The organism is Nonomuraea indica, assembly GCF_002850745.1.
GTDB classification, from domain to species: domain Bacteria; phylum Actinomycetota; class Actinomycetes; order Streptosporangiales; family Streptosporangiaceae; genus Nonomuraea; species Nonomuraea indica.
On record NZ_KZ559467.1, the window covers coordinates 210,747 to 223,328 of the forward strand.

At 73.5% G+C, this 12,582-nt stretch carries 13 protein-coding genes; 6 read left to right on the forward strand and 7 right to left on the reverse strand.

Annotated features, from left to right (window positions below):
• Positions 1–74 precede the first annotated feature (74 nt).
• Positions 75–905, reverse strand: a complete 831-nt coding sequence (locus CXR44_RS05085; protein WP_342748533.1) for an alpha/beta fold hydrolase — start codon at positions 903–905, stop codon at positions 75–77.
• Here CXR44_RS05085 and CXR44_RS05090 point away from each other — a divergent pair.
• From CXR44_RS05090 to CXR44_RS05105, 4 genes are read left to right on the forward strand one after another with little or no spacing between them, the layout of a single operon-like run.
• Complete coding sequence (locus CXR44_RS05090; protein ID WP_101783713.1) at positions 904–1,437, forward strand: PadR family transcriptional regulator; 534 nt, start codon at positions 904–906, stop codon at positions 1,435–1,437. The two genes, CXR44_RS05085 and CXR44_RS05090, sit on opposite strands and share 2 nt — an antisense overlap.
• A gap of 13 nt (positions 1,438–1,450) precedes the next feature.
• The gene (locus tag CXR44_RS05095; protein ID WP_101783714.1) at positions 1,451–1,651 is read left to right on the forward strand and encodes a hypothetical protein; all 201 of its coding nucleotides are present in this window, start codon (positions 1,451–1,453) and stop codon (positions 1,649–1,651) included.
• Positions 1,652–1,664: 13 nt separating this feature from the next.
• Positions 1,665–2,768 carry an RNA polymerase subunit sigma-70 gene (locus CXR44_RS05100; RefSeq protein ID WP_342748527.1) on the forward strand — a complete coding sequence of 368 codons (1,104 nt, stop codon included), beginning with the start codon at positions 1,665–1,667 and terminating at the stop codon, positions 2,766–2,768.
• A gap of 16 nt (positions 2,769–2,784) precedes the next feature.
• On the forward strand, positions 2,785–3,273 hold the full coding sequence (locus CXR44_RS05105; RefSeq protein ID WP_101783715.1) for a GyrI-like domain-containing protein: 489 nt from the start codon (positions 2,785–2,787) through the stop codon (positions 3,271–3,273).
• Positions 3,274–3,535: 262 nt separating this feature from the next.
• On the opposite strand, the gene CXR44_RS05110 is transcribed toward CXR44_RS05105, so the two are convergent.
• The 4 genes from CXR44_RS05110 to CXR44_RS40640 form a co-directional block, all read right to left on the reverse strand.
• Complete coding sequence (locus tag CXR44_RS05110; RefSeq protein WP_101784187.1) at positions 3,536–5,305, reverse strand: phospho-sugar mutase; 1,770 nt, start codon at positions 5,303–5,305, stop codon at positions 3,536–3,538.
• Between the two features lie 194 nt (positions 5,306–5,499).
• The gene (locus CXR44_RS05115) at positions 5,500–6,303 is read right to left on the reverse strand and encodes a purine-nucleoside phosphorylase (RefSeq protein ID WP_101783716.1); all 804 of its coding nucleotides are present in this window, start codon (positions 6,301–6,303) and stop codon (positions 5,500–5,502) included.
• Between the two features lie 2 nt (positions 6,304–6,305).
• The gene (locus CXR44_RS05120; protein ID WP_101783717.1) at positions 6,306–7,634 is read right to left on the reverse strand and encodes a M20/M25/M40 family metallo-hydrolase; all 1,329 of its coding nucleotides are present in this window, start codon (positions 7,632–7,634) and stop codon (positions 6,306–6,308) included.
• Positions 7,631–8,872, reverse strand: coding sequence for an Lrp/AsnC family transcriptional regulator (locus CXR44_RS40640; protein ID WP_245898848.1), 1,242 nt, complete (start codon positions 8,870–8,872; stop codon positions 7,631–7,633). Before CXR44_RS40640 ends, CXR44_RS05120 begins: the two co-directional genes overlap by 4 nt.
• A 110-nt stretch (positions 8,873–8,982) precedes the next feature.
• Between CXR44_RS40640 and CXR44_RS05135 the strand changes: the two genes are divergently transcribed.
• Positions 8,983–10,284, forward strand: coding sequence for an MFS transporter (locus tag CXR44_RS05135; RefSeq protein WP_101783718.1), 1,302 nt, complete (start codon positions 8,983–8,985; stop codon positions 10,282–10,284).
• A 7-nt stretch (positions 10,285–10,291) separates the two neighbouring features.
• On the opposite strand, the gene CXR44_RS05140 is transcribed toward CXR44_RS05135, so the two are convergent.
• On the reverse strand, positions 10,292–10,744 hold the full coding sequence (locus CXR44_RS05140) for a gamma-glutamylcyclotransferase family protein (RefSeq protein ID WP_101783719.1): 453 nt from the start codon (positions 10,742–10,744) through the stop codon (positions 10,292–10,294).
• A gap of 73 nt (positions 10,745–10,817) precedes the next feature.
• Here CXR44_RS05140 and CXR44_RS05145 point away from each other — a divergent pair, with 73 nt between their 5' ends.
• Positions 10,818–12,212 (forward strand): NAD(P)H-quinone dehydrogenase, encoded by a 1,395-nt coding sequence (locus tag CXR44_RS05145; protein WP_101783720.1) that lies wholly within the window; start codon positions 10,818–10,820, stop codon positions 12,210–12,212.
• On the opposite strand, the gene CXR44_RS41590 is transcribed toward CXR44_RS05145, so the two are convergent.
• Positions 12,181–12,531, reverse strand: a complete 351-nt coding sequence (locus tag CXR44_RS41590; RefSeq protein ID WP_180903189.1) for a beta-galactosidase trimerization domain-containing protein — start codon at positions 12,529–12,531, stop codon at positions 12,181–12,183. The two genes, CXR44_RS05145 and CXR44_RS41590, sit on opposite strands and share 32 nt — an antisense overlap.
• Positions 12,532–12,582 lie beyond the last annotated feature (51 nt).

Below are 12,582 nucleotides of genomic sequence, written 5' to 3' on the forward strand. Positions count from 1 at the left end.
GGGCCTGGCCGGCGGCGGCCGAGCGCGACAACGGCCGGCGGCGGCCGGCGGCGGTGCCGCGTCCGGGCGCCGGGTCATGCGCTGAGCGCGTCGGCGACGGCCTGGGCGAACCGGTCGAGGTTGTCCAGCATGATGTTGTGCCCGCAGTCGGGGATCGCCGTCAGGGAGACGCCGGCGGCGGTGAGGCTCGCGGCGTCGGCGCGCGGGCCGTCCACGGCCGGATGGAGCAGGGTGCGCGGGATCGTCAGGCGCTCCAGATTCTCCCGCGTCGTCGGTACGGTGCCGCGCAGAAGATTGATCGCACTGCGATAGAGCGCCTCCGGCCCGGCCAGACGCATCGTCGCCGCCCAGTGAGGGCCGACGAAGTCCATGGTCTCGGCCCAGCCGTGGTCCAGGAACTCCTGCTCGGTGCGATAGACGCCGATGCCGGAGCTGCCAGGCCGCTTGGTCCGCGGCGGCGGCTGGGGGTCGAGCGAGGCGTCGACCAGGACCAGCCGTCGGACCAGGTGCGGATGGCGGGCGGCCAGCGTGACGGCGACCGCGCCGCCCATGCTGTGCGCGACGATGTCCGCGGCGCCGGTCCCGGCCTGGTCGAGGGCGCGGGCCAAGGCGTCGGCGTGGTCTTCCAGGGTGTAGGCCGGGCCGGTGGGGCGGTCGCTGATGCCGAAGCCCAACATGTCGATCAGGAGGGACCGGCGTCCGGCGAGGGCCGGGTGCGCCGCCGCCGGGGCGAAGTAGGGGGCGGAGCTGGCACCGAGTCCGTGGATGAAGACAAGGGCGGGCTCGGCGCCGGCGATCTCGACCCAGCGGATGCGGGAGCCGTCGGGGAGGACCTGTGCGCTGTGCATAGCGAAGAAGATATCTCGAACCCGAGGTATGTCGTCAACAGGGTATGGTTGGTCCATGCTGGAGCTGGCTGTCCTCGGCTTTCTCTATGACGCTCACCTGCACGGCTACGAACTGCGACGACACATCGCTGCCCTGACGGGGCACGTCCGGCCCATCGCCGACGGCACGCTCTATCCGCTGCTCAAGCGGATGGAGGCGGCCGGGCTGCTGCGCCGGGAGTTGCAGCCCGGTCAGGTCGCGGCGCCTCGGCACATGCTGTCGCTGACCACGTCCGGCAGGCGGGAGCTGCTGCGCCGGCTTCGCGAGCCCGACGAGCTGTTCATCACCGACGAGAACCGGTGGTTCACCGTGCTGGCCTTCCTGCGTCACCTGGACGATCCGGCCCAGCAGGCGGCCGTGCTGCACCGCCGGCTCCACTTCCTCACCCAGCCGGCGAGCTTCTTCTGGGACGGTGACCGCCCCCTGCGCGCGGCCGACTTCGACGACCCGTTCCGGCAGGGGCTGTTCACGATCGCGACGGCCACGACCCGTACCGAGCTGAGGTGGCTGCGCGAGACGCTCGCCTCGCTGGAGCAGCCACGCCCGTGAGAGGGGACGATTCATGTTCCTGCCTGGCGCCCGTCTCAGGTTCGTCTCCGCTGCCGGTCCCGTACGTGCGCCGGTGACCAGGATCGGCGGCCGGCCGGTGTGGCTGGAGGAGCCGCAGTGGCCGTTCTCGCGGGACACCGGCCGGCCCTTTCCGTTCGTGGGACAGTTCACGTGGTTCGGCAGGAAGGGCCGCTTCCTGTGGGACTGCGTGTGACGAGACTTCGCCCGTGTCCGAGACCCGTACCCCGGAAGAGGTGCCCGTGGAGGCCGCCGCACTTGAGGAGCACCGGACCGAGCTGACCGGCTACTGCTATCGCATGCTCGGCTGCGGGTTCGAGGCCGAGGACGCCGTGCAGGAGACGCTGGCCAAGGCGTGGGTGGCGCGCGAGCGCTACGACCCGGGCCGGGCGCCGCTGCGCGCATGGCTGTACGGCATCGCCACCCACGTCTGCCTCGACATGCTGCGCGGCGCCCGGCGCCGGGCGCGGGCCATGGACCTGGCCCGCGCCTCCGTGCCCGGCGCTGACATCGGGCCGCCGCTGCCCGACCACCGGTGGGTGCAGCCGGTGCCCGACGGCCTGGTGCTCGGCGGCCCGGCGCTCGGCGGCCCGGCGCTCGGTGGCCCGGTGTTCGGGAGCCCGGTGCCTGACGGGCCAGCGCTCGGCGGGCCGGTGCCCGGCAGGCCGGTGCTCGGTGGGGCGGCGCATGGCGCCGATCCGGCCGACGTGGTCGTGGCCAGGGAGTCCGTACGGCTGGCGTTCGTGGCCGCGCTGCAACACCTCCCGCCCCGCCAGCGGGCCGTCCTCATCCTGCGCGACGTGCTGCGCTGGAGCGCGGCCGAGGTGGCGCCCCTGCTCGGCTGCAGCGTGGCCGCGGTCAACAGCGCGCTCCAGCGGGCCAGGGCGGCCCTGCCCGTCCCCGTACCCGCTTCCGCTCCCGCCGAGCCGGACGAGGGGCCGGACGAGGAACTGCTGGCCCGCTACGTGGCCGCCTTCGAGCGCTACGACGTCGAGACGCTGGTCTCGCTGCTGCGGGAGGACGCCACGATGTCGATGCCGCCGTTCACCTGGTGGCTGCGCGGGCGGGCCGACATCCGCGCGGTCCTGCTCGGCTCGGGCGCCCCCTGCGCCGGCTCCCGGCTGGTCCCCGCCGGCCGGGCCAACGGCGCCGCCGCCTTCGGCCAGTACCTGAAGGGCGAGCCGTTCGCGCTGGTCGTCATCGAGACCCGGCGTGCGCTCGTCAGCGCGGTCACCACCCATCTCGGTGACCGGTTGTTCCCCATGTTCGGGCTGCCGATGAGTTTCGCCGCCCCGATCCGTACTGATGGGTGAGGAAAGGAAGGAAACGATGACACCCGAGATCGTGGAACACCCCGACCGCCCGTACGTCGGAGTGCGCAGGACCATCACCATGACGAGCTTCGGCCTGGTCGGCGACCGCATCGCCGAGCTGGTCGGCTGGCTCGCCGAGCGCGGTGCCGGCCTCGCCGGGGCGCCGTTCCTGAGGTACCACTCCATCGACATGGCGGCCGACCGGCTCGACGTGGAGGCGGGCGTGCCCGTCGCCGCGCCCGTGGAGGGCGAGGGGGACATCCGGTCCGGCGTGCTGCCGGCGGGCCGCTACGCCACCGTCACCCACCACGGCCACCCCGACCGGCTGGTCGGCGTCACCGACGAGCTGCTGAAGTGGGCGGCCGGGCAGGGCCTGCGGTGGGACATGACCGAGTCCGGCGGCGCCGAGCACTGGGGTTGCCGCCTGGAGCTGTACCCCACCGACCCGCGGGTCCAGCCCGATCCGGCCGAGTGGGACGTCGTCCTGGAGTTCCGCCTGGTCTGACACCCGCTCCCGGGGGCGCTCCACGCCGGCGACGCCCCCGGGGCGGGGGCGCCGATGACGTCGAGGCGGCCGGGTGCGGGGGGCGCCGATGGCGTCGAGGCGGCCGGGTGCGGGGGGCGCCGATGGCGTCGAGGCGGCCCGGGTGGGGGGCGCCGATGACGTCGAGGCGGGCGGACCGGGGCGGGCGCGGCGGTGATGGCGGCCCAGGTGCCGGGTGCCGTGGGGGGTGTCGGCTCGCCTGCGGGGTGCCGGGCCCGGCGGGTCAGAGGGCCAGGGCGGCCTTGAGGTCGGCGGTGATGGCGTCGAGGTCGGCGGCGGCTCGGGCGCGGGCGGCTCCGACCTCGTCCGTCACCGGGACGACGACCTCCAGGTAGCACTTGAGCTTCGGCTCGGTGCCGGAGGGCCGGACGACGACGCGGGCGTCGTCCGACAGCGTGTAGCGCAGGCCGTCGGTCGGCGGCAGGCCGCCGTCGCCCCGGCTGAGGTCGTCGGCGCGCTCCACCGTACGGCCGCCCAGGGCGACCGGGGGAGCGGCGCGCAGGCGGGCCATGGCGCCGGCGATCAGCGACAGGTCGTCCACCCGGACCGAGAGCTGCGACGTGGCGTGCAGGCCGTAGCGGCGGGCCTGCTCGTCGAGCAGGTCCACCAGCGTGCGGCCGTCGCGCTTGGCCGCCGCGGCGATCGAGGCGACCGTGAGCGCCGCCCCGATGCCGTCCTTGTCGCGCACCGGAAGCCTCGTCTCGCCGCCGTCCCCCTCGCGGTCGCGGCCGCCGTCCCCGTCGCGGTTGCCGTCGCCGTCGCGGTTGCCGTCCCCGTCGGTGTCGCGGTCCCCGTCGGCGTTGCTGTCGGCGTCACGGTCGCCGTCGCCGTCGCCGTCGGGTGCGGGGTCGGTGCCGACGCTGTAGCCGATGGCCTCCTCGTAGCCGAAGACCAGGCCCGGACCGGCCTTGATGATCCACTTGAAGCCGGTCAGGGTCTCGCCGTAACGGACGCCGTGGGCACGGGCGATCTTGCCGAGCAGGGTGGAGGAGACGATCGTCGTGGCCACCATGCGGTCGCCCGACGTATGGGTGATCACGTGTTCGGCGAGCAGCCCGCCCAGCTCGTCACCGGTCAGCATCCGCACCGTGCCGTCGGCCAGCGGCACGCCCACCGCGCACCGGTCGGCGTCGGGGTCGTTGGCGATGACGAGGTCGGCCCCGACGCGGGCGGCGAGCGCGGCGGCGAGGTCCATCGCGCCGGGCTCCTCCGGGTTGGGGAAGGCCACCGTGGGAAAGTCGGGGTCGGGGTTGCGCTGCTCCTCCACGGCCATCGGGCTCTCGAACCCGGCCCGCAGGAACGCGTCGGTCAGCGTGGCGCCGCCCACGCCGTGCAGCGGTGTGTAGGCGACCCGCAGCTCGCGGGCGTCGCCCAGGGGCAGCCGGGTGATCGCGTCGATGTAGTCGTCGACGATGTCCTCGCCCAGCTCGGTCAGGGTGCCCGGCCCGGGCAGGGGCAACTCGTCGACCGGGCCCACGGCGTCGATGGCCGCGGAGATCTCACGGTCGATCGGCGGCACGATCTGCGAGCCGTCGCCCCAGTAGACCTTGTAGCCGTTGTCGCGGGGCGGGTTGTGGCTGGCGGTGACCATCACCCCGGCGTCGGCGCCCAGGCGCAGCACGGCGAACGCCAGCAGGGGCGTGGGCAGCGGGCACGGCAGCAGCGAGGCGTGCAGGCCGGCTCCGGTCAGCACCGCGGCGGTGTCGCGGGCGAACGCATCGGACTTGTGCCGGGCGTCGTAACCGATCACCACGTGCCGGCCCGGGCCGAGCACCTTGGCCAGGCCGGCGGCGGCCCGCATCACGGTGACCCGGTTCATCCGGTTGGGGCCCGCGCCCAGCTCGCCGCGCAGCCCGGCGGTGCCGAACTCCAGCTTGCGGCCGAACCGGTCGGCCAGCGCCGCCAGGTCGCCGCGTTCGATCAACCCGGACAGCTCGGCGCGGGTCTCGGGGTCGGGGTCCTGGCCCAGCCACCGCCGGGCGGCGTGGACCAGCTCGTCGCCGCCCGCCGCGCCGCCCGCCGCGCCGCCCGCCGCGCCGCCCGCCGCGCCGCCCGCCGCGCCGCCCGCCGCGCCGCCCGCCGCGCCGCCCGCCGCGGCGGGGCCGCTCGCCGTCCGGCCTTCTGCCTGGTCGTGCGCCTGACCGCCCGTCCCGCCGCCCGCCTCGGCCGGGCCGCTCGCCTCCGCGCTCACAGCCTGTCCACGACCTTGGCGAGCAGGACGCCCATGCGGGCGGCGGTGGCGCGGCCGACCTGGAGGACCTCCTCGTGGTCGAGCGGGTCGCCGGCCAGGCCGGCGGCCGGGTTGGTGACCAGGGACAGCCCGAGCACCTCGAGGCCGGCCTCGCGGGCGGCGATGGCCTCGAGGACCGTGGACATGCCGATCAGGTCGCCGCCGAGCGTGCGCAGCATGCGGATCTCGGCGGGTGTCTCGTAGGTGGGGCCGCGGAAGGCCACGTAGACGCCCTCGGCGATGGCCGGGTCGATCTCGCGCACCAGCGCGCGCAGCCGCTTGGAGTAGACCTCGGTCAGGTCGATGAAGGTGGTGCCGGTGATCGGGTTGGCGCCCGTCATGTTGATGTGGTCACTGATCAGCACCGGGTCGCCGACCTGCTGCGTCTCGGGGCGCAGGCCGCCCGCCGCGTTGGTCAGGATGACGGTGCGGACGCCCGCGGCCGCGGCGGTGCGCACGCCGTGGACCACGGAGTCGACCACGCGGCCCTCGTAGAGGTGGCTGCGGCCGAGGAAGACGAGGGCGTGCCGCCCCGCGCCGGTGCGGACAACGCGGAGCTTGCCGCCGTGCCCGGCGACCGCGGGAGCGGAGAAGCCGGGCAGGTCGGTGAAGGGTATCTCGGAGACGGTCTCCCCGAGCGCGTCGGCGGCCGGCACCCAGCCGGAGCCCATGACGAGGGCCACGTCGAAGGATTCGAGGCCGGCGGCTGCCCTGAGCGCCGCGGCGGCCTCACCGGCCAAGGTGTAGGGGTCGTTGCTCACCTTCAGTAGTTTATGAGCAGCCTGTCCAGCACCCGCACCCCGAACTGCAGCGCGTCCACCGGCACCCGCTCGTCCACGCCGTGGAACATCGAGGCGAAGTCCATGTCGGCCGGCAGCCGCAGCGGCACGAACCCGAAGCCGCGCACCCCCAGGTCGGCGAAGAAGGTCTTGTTGTCGGTGCCGCCCGACATGCAGTACGGCACCGCCCGCGCGGCCGGGTCCTCGGCCTTGAGCGCCGCGATCATCGACTCGACCAGGGCGCCGTCGAACGTGGTCTCCAGCGCGATGTCGTGGTGCACGAACTCACGGCGCACCTTGGGCCCGATGAGCGTGTCGACGGTCTTGAAGAAGTCCTCCTCGTGACCGGGCAGGAAGCGGCCGTCGATCACGGCGGTCGCCTGGCCGGGGATGACGTTGGACTTGTAGCCGGCGCCGAGCTGGGTGGGGTTGGTGGTGTGGCTGAGCGTCGCGCCGACGAAGCGCACCAGGGGCCCGATCCGGTCGAGGATCGGCTGCGGGTCGTGCTCGTCGAACGGGATGCCGAAGGCGTCGGCGACCTCGGTGAGGAACTGCCGCACGGTCGGGGTGAGCGTGATCGGCCACGGGTGGGCGCCCACCCGGGCGACCGCCGTGGCCAGCTCGGTGACGGCGTTGTCGGAGTTGAGCATCGAGCCGTGCCCGGCCGTGCCGTCGGCGATCAGCTTCATCCAGGCCAGCCCCTTCTGGGCCGTCTCGATGAGGTAGAGCCGCAGCGACGGGTCCACCTCCAGCGAGTAGCCGCCCACCTCGCTGATCGCCTCGGTGACGCCCTCGAACAGCTCGGGGTGGTGCGCGGTGAGGTGCTTGGCGCCGTACACGCCGCCCGCCTCCTCGTCGGCCACCCAGGCGAAGACGAGGTCGCGACGGGGCCTGCGGCCCTCGCGGGTGAGCTGGCGCAGCACCGCCAGCATCATGGCGTCCATGTCCTTCATGTCCACCGCGCCGCGGCCCCAGATGTAGCCGTCCCGCACCTCGCCGGCGAACGGGTCGACCGACCAGTCGGCGGCGTTGGCGGGCACCACGTCGAGGTGGCCGTGCACGAGCAGGGCGGGCAGCGACGGGTCGCTGCCCGCGACGCGGGTGATCACATTTCCCCGCCCCGGGGCGCTCTCGACGTAGGTGGCCTCGATGCCGACCTCGGCCAGCCTGGCCATCACGGCCTCGGCGGCGGCGCGCTCGCCGGGGCCGCTGCCGTCACCGTAGTTGCTGGAGTCGATGCGGATCAGCTCGGCGCACAGCTCGGCGACTTCGCTCTCGGCGGTGGTCGCGGCGGGAGTCTCGGCGGGAGTCATGGTGTCCTTTCCAGGGTGCGGAGGCCGGACTTGCGGAGGTGGCCACGCTTGTGGGCGCGGGTGATGAGCGTGACGTCGATGTCGGTGACCTCGTCGTACAGGCCGACGACGCCCGTCAGGAAACGGTAGAGGGCCGCCTCGTGGGCCACCGCCACCTGGACGATCAGGGAGTGGGTGCCCGCCGTCGCGGCGCAGTAGCGGACGTGGGGGTGTGCCGACAGCGTACGGCCCACGTGGTCGAGCCCCTGCGGCCGGACCTTCAGCCAGAGCTGGGCCTCGGCCTCCAGGCCGAGCAGTGCGGGCTCCACCTCGGCCCGCGGCAGCAGCAGGCGCCGTTCGAGCAGGGAGGCGGCGCGCCTGCGTGCGGTCGGCAGCGAGATACCGAGGCGTTCGGCGATCGCGGTGAAGGCGATCCGGCCGTCGGCGACGAGCAGGTCGGCGATCTCCTGCTCCAGGGGCGACAGGCCCTCCTCGTCGGGCGGCACGCCGCCGGGCAGGTAGCCGTCGGGCGCGGACGGCGGGCTGCCGGACGCAGGGCCGCCTTCCGGCGCGGCGTCTTCCGGCGAGCCGTCGTGCGGGGCGGCGTGGGGGCCGGCCTGGGGACCGGCGTGGGGGTCCGCGTGGGGACCGGGGCGGGGACCAGCGTGGAGACCTGTGTGGGGGTCAACGTGAGGATCGGGGCGGGGACCAGCGTGGAGACCTGTGTGGGGGTCGACGTGAGGGCCGGTGCGGGGACCGGCCTGGGGGCCGTCGTGCGGGGCGGGGCGCAGCTCGGCGATCTCCCGCTCGTCGAGGTAGGGGGCGTGCCACTCGGCGACGGTGCGGAAGGTGTGCAGCACCACCTGGGTCCGCGTCTGCTGCACCCCGTCGATCGCGGCGACCTGTGCCGTCAGGATGTCGTGCAGCGCCTCCCGCGACGGCGACACCAGCTCGCAGCCGATGTCGGCCACGCCCGTCAGTGAGTAGACCGAGCGCGTGTCCGGCCGGCTCGCCAGCGCCTCGGCGACGGCCGCGGCCGTGCCGGGCCTGACCTGGACGTGCAGGTGGACCGGCCGGCCGTGCCCCGAGCGCAGGTCGTCGTAGATCGCGGTGACGCGGACGGCGCCGTCGGCGATGAGGCGCTGCAGCCGGCGCGCGACCGTGCGCTCGTGCTCGCCCACCGCCCGGGCGATCTCGCCCCACGCCGCGCGCGGGTTGACCTGGAGGGCGGAGACCAGCCGCCGGTCGAGAACGTCCACTGAGAGCCGTTTCTGTGTCGGAATTGTAAAGAGTTTGCCGGATGTTTGACTGGTTTGGTCGCTCGCTTGCAGAGTAGGCGACTGAGCACCAGTAAGCAAAGGAGCCCCCCGTGGCGACCTCCCCCATCGCGCCGTCCCCTGTCGGCATCCCCCGCAGCCGTGTCCGCCAGCTGATGGCGGCCAGCGTCGGCAACCTGGTCGAGTGGTACGACTGGTATGCCTACAGCTTCCTCACCGTGTTCTTCGCCAAGCAGATCTTCCCCGCGACGGGCAGCGCCCTCGTGCCCCTGATCAGCTCGTTCGCCATCTTCGCGGTGGGCTTCTTCATGCGCCCGCTGGGCGGGCTGCTGGTGGGCGCGTTCGCCGACCGGTTCGGCCGCAAGGCCGCCATGACGTTCACCATCCTGCTGATGGGCGGCGGCTCGCTGCTGCTGGCCGTCACGCCGACGTACGCCGCCGCCGGGGTGCTGGCGCCGATCATCCTGACGCTGGCCCGGCTCATCCAGGGCCTGTCGGTCGGCGGCGAGTTCGCCGCCGCGACCACGTTCCTGGTGGAGTCGGCCCCGCCCGGCCGCCGCGGCCTGTTCTCGAGCTTCCAGTACGTCAGCACCACGCTCGGCCAGCTGCTCGCCTCCGGCCTGGCCGCCGTGCTGGCCGCGACGCTCGGCACGGCCGCCATGGACGACTACGGCTGGCGCATCCCGTTCCTGGTGGGCGCGCTGCTCAGCCTGGTCGGCCTGTGGATCCGCAAGGGCGCCGAGGAGACCAGCACGGTCGCCGAGGACATCAGGCAGGGGCGCGCGGAGCGGCCGCGCATGTTCGAGTTCCTGGTCCACCACCCGTCCAAGGCCGCCATGATCGTCGGCATCACGGTGGCCGGCACGGTCTCGTACTACACCTGGACGACCTTCCTGCCCACCTACGCGCAGCTCAGCGTGAAGTTCGACGCGTCGGAGTCGCTTACCATCGGCACCATCTCACTGGTGTTCTTCATGGTGCTGCAGCCGCTGCTCGGCATGCTGTCCGACAGGATCGGCCGCAGGCCCATGCTGATCACGTTCGGGGTGGCCTTCACGCTGCTGCCGGTGCCGTTGCTCGCCACCCTGTCGAACTCGTTCGCCAGCCTGCTGGTCGTCCAGTGCCTCGGGATGGTCTTCCTCGGCTGCTTCACCTCGGTCTCGGCCGCGGTCAACTCCGAGCTGTTCCCGACCCGGGTGCGGGCCGCGGGTGCCGGCTTCCCGTACTCGCTGACCGTCGCGATCTTCGGTGGCACCGCGCCGCTCATCGGCACGGCGCTGAAGGACGCCAAGATGATCCATCTGTTCCCGTGGTACGTCTCGGCGCTCGCGCTGGTCTCGACCCTGGTCTACGTCTTCGCGCTGAAGGAGACCAAGGACCAGCCGCTCGCCTGAGCCCCGCTCAGCCGCCGAGCGACTTGCACGGGCGTCCCCGCAGGCTCTTGACGTAGTCGTCGGGGGCGCCCGCGCGCTCCGCCGCGTCGGCCAGGATGCCGAGGTAGCGGGCGGAGGGCAGGCCGCCCTCGTAACCGTCGAGCACGTAGAACCAGGCCACCTGCTCGCCGTCGAGCGTCTGCACGCGCAGCCGCACCTTGTGGTGGAGGCCGCGGGCGGCGCCCTCCCACTGGTCGAGCGACGCCTCGTCCCACTCGGGCACGTCGTAGAGAACGACGAAGACGTGCTCGTCGGGGTCTTCGACGATGGTGGCCAGGGCGCCTTCCCAGCCCAGGTCCTCACCGCCGAAGGTCAGGCGCCAGCCCTGCAACCAGCCCACACCTCGCATCGGAGAGTGCGGGGCGCGCATGGCCATCTGCTCCGGGTCCATGTTGCTGCCGTAGGCGGCGTAAACAGGCACAGCAGCCAAGGGTAGCGCGCGGGCGGCCGCCCCGTTTCGCCGCCGGGCCGAGCCATGCGGAAGAATGGTACGCGTGACAAGGATCGTGATCATCGGTGGCGGACCGGGCGGCTACGAGGCGGCGCTGGTGGCGGCGCAGTTGGGCGCGGAGGTCACGATGGTCGAGCAGGACGGCCCGGGCGGCGCCTGCGTGCTCACCGACTGCGTGCCGTCCAAGACGCTGATCGCGACCTCGGTCCGCAAGCAGGCCCTGCTCGACGCCCCGTCGCTGGGCATCAGCTACTCCGGCGGGCCCGACGGCGACATCGGCTCGGCCACGGTCGACCTGCCCCTGGTCAACAAGCGCGTCAAGGAGCTCGCCCAGGCCCAGTCGGCCGACATCGCGACCCGCGTCGCGGCCGAGGGCGTGGAGATCGTCAAGGCGCGCGGCCGGCTGGTCGACCCGCAGGTGGTCAAGGCGGGCGACCGGACGATCAGGGCCGACGTGGTGCTGGTGGCCACCGGCGCCACCCCGCGCGTGCTGCCGGGCGCCGAGCCCGACGGCGAGCGCATCCTCACCTGGCGCCAGCTCTACGACCTGGAGGAGCTGCCCGAGCACCTGATCGTGGTCGGGTCCGGCGTGACCGGCGCCGAGTTCGCGGGCGCCTACCGCTCGCTCGGCTCGGAGGTGACGCTGGTCTCCAGCCGCGACCGCATGATGCCCAACGAGGACGCCGACGGCGCCGAGGTGCTCGAAGAGGTCTACCGCCGCCGCGGCATGAACGTCATGGGCCGTTCGCGTGCCTCGTCGGTGAAGCGCACCGCGAGCGGCGTCGTGGTGACGCTGGAGAACGGCCGCACCGCCGAGGGCTCCCACGCGCTGATGACGGTCGGCATGGTGCCCAACACCGGCGGCATGGGCCTGGAGGAGGCCGGGGTCCAGCTCGACAAGTACGGCTTCGTCAAGGTCGACAAGGTCTCGCGCACCTCGGCGCCCGGCGTCTACGCCGCCGGCGACTGCACCGGCGTGCTCATGCTCGCCTCCGTCGCGGCCATGCAGGGCCGCATCGCGGTCTGGCACGCGCTCGGCGAGGCCGTCCAGCCGCTGCGGCTGGCCACGGTGGCCTCCAACATCTTCACCGATCCCGAGATCGCCGCGGTGGGCGTGGCGCAGCGCGCGATCGAGTCCGGCGAGATCGAGGCCAACGTGGTCAAGCTGCCGCTGGCGACCAACGCCCGCGCCAAGATGTCCGGCTTCCACGACGGGTTCGTCAAGCTGTTCTGCCGGCCGCACACCGGCATCGTGCTCGGCGGCGTGGTGGTGGCGCCGCGCGCGTCGGAGCTGATCCTGGCGGTGTCGGTGGCGGTGCAGCAGCGCCTCACCGTGGACCAGCTCGCGCACACGTTCGCGGTCTACCCGTCGTTGTCCGGGTCGATCACCGAGGCCGCCCGCCGGCTCATGCAGCCCGAGGCCGCGCTCGGCATCTGAGCACGGTCGAGCGCCGCACGGTCGAGCACCGTGCGGTGCGGAGGCAGGCCGAGCAGCCGGGCGTAGCCGTCGTCGGTGAGCCGGGTCGAGACGTACCACGCGCCCCGTGCCGGGTGATCGCGGGGGAGCCGTCGGGGTAGGCGGCCACGGCCTCGGCGCCGCGCAGCCGCACCAGCTCGCTCCAGACGGTCCCGGTGTCCCCGTTCGAGAGCGTCACCGGCGCCTCCAGCGGCCTGAACTCCTCCACGCCGACGCCGAGCAGGTCGCGCAGCGCTCCGGGGTGGCCGCTGGTGCGCACCCGCCCGTACGGGTCGGCCACGCCGCTGAGGTAGGAGACGACGGGCGTGCCGCCGCCCCTCGGCGTACCGGC

Bases quoted from the DNA above. Each gene is read 5' to 3' on its own strand.
- CXR44_RS05090 (WP_101783713.1), top strand. From the start codon at position 904: ATGCTGGAGCTGGCTGTCCTCGGCTTTCTCTATGACGCTCACCTGCAC.
- CXR44_RS05085 (WP_342748533.1), bottom strand. From the start codon at position 905: ATGGACCAACCATACCCTGTTGACGACATACCTCGGGTTCGAGATATC.
- CXR44_RS05095 (WP_101783714.1), top strand. From the start codon at position 1,451: ATGTTCCTGCCTGGCGCCCGTCTCAGGTTCGTCTCCGCTGCCGGTCCC.
- CXR44_RS05105 (WP_101783715.1), top strand. From the start codon at position 2,785: ATGACACCCGAGATCGTGGAACACCCCGACCGCCCGTACGTCGGAGTG.
- CXR44_RS05120 (WP_101783717.1), bottom strand. From the start codon at position 7,634: ATGACTCCCGCCGAGACTCCCGCCGCGACCACCGCCGAGAGCGAAGTC.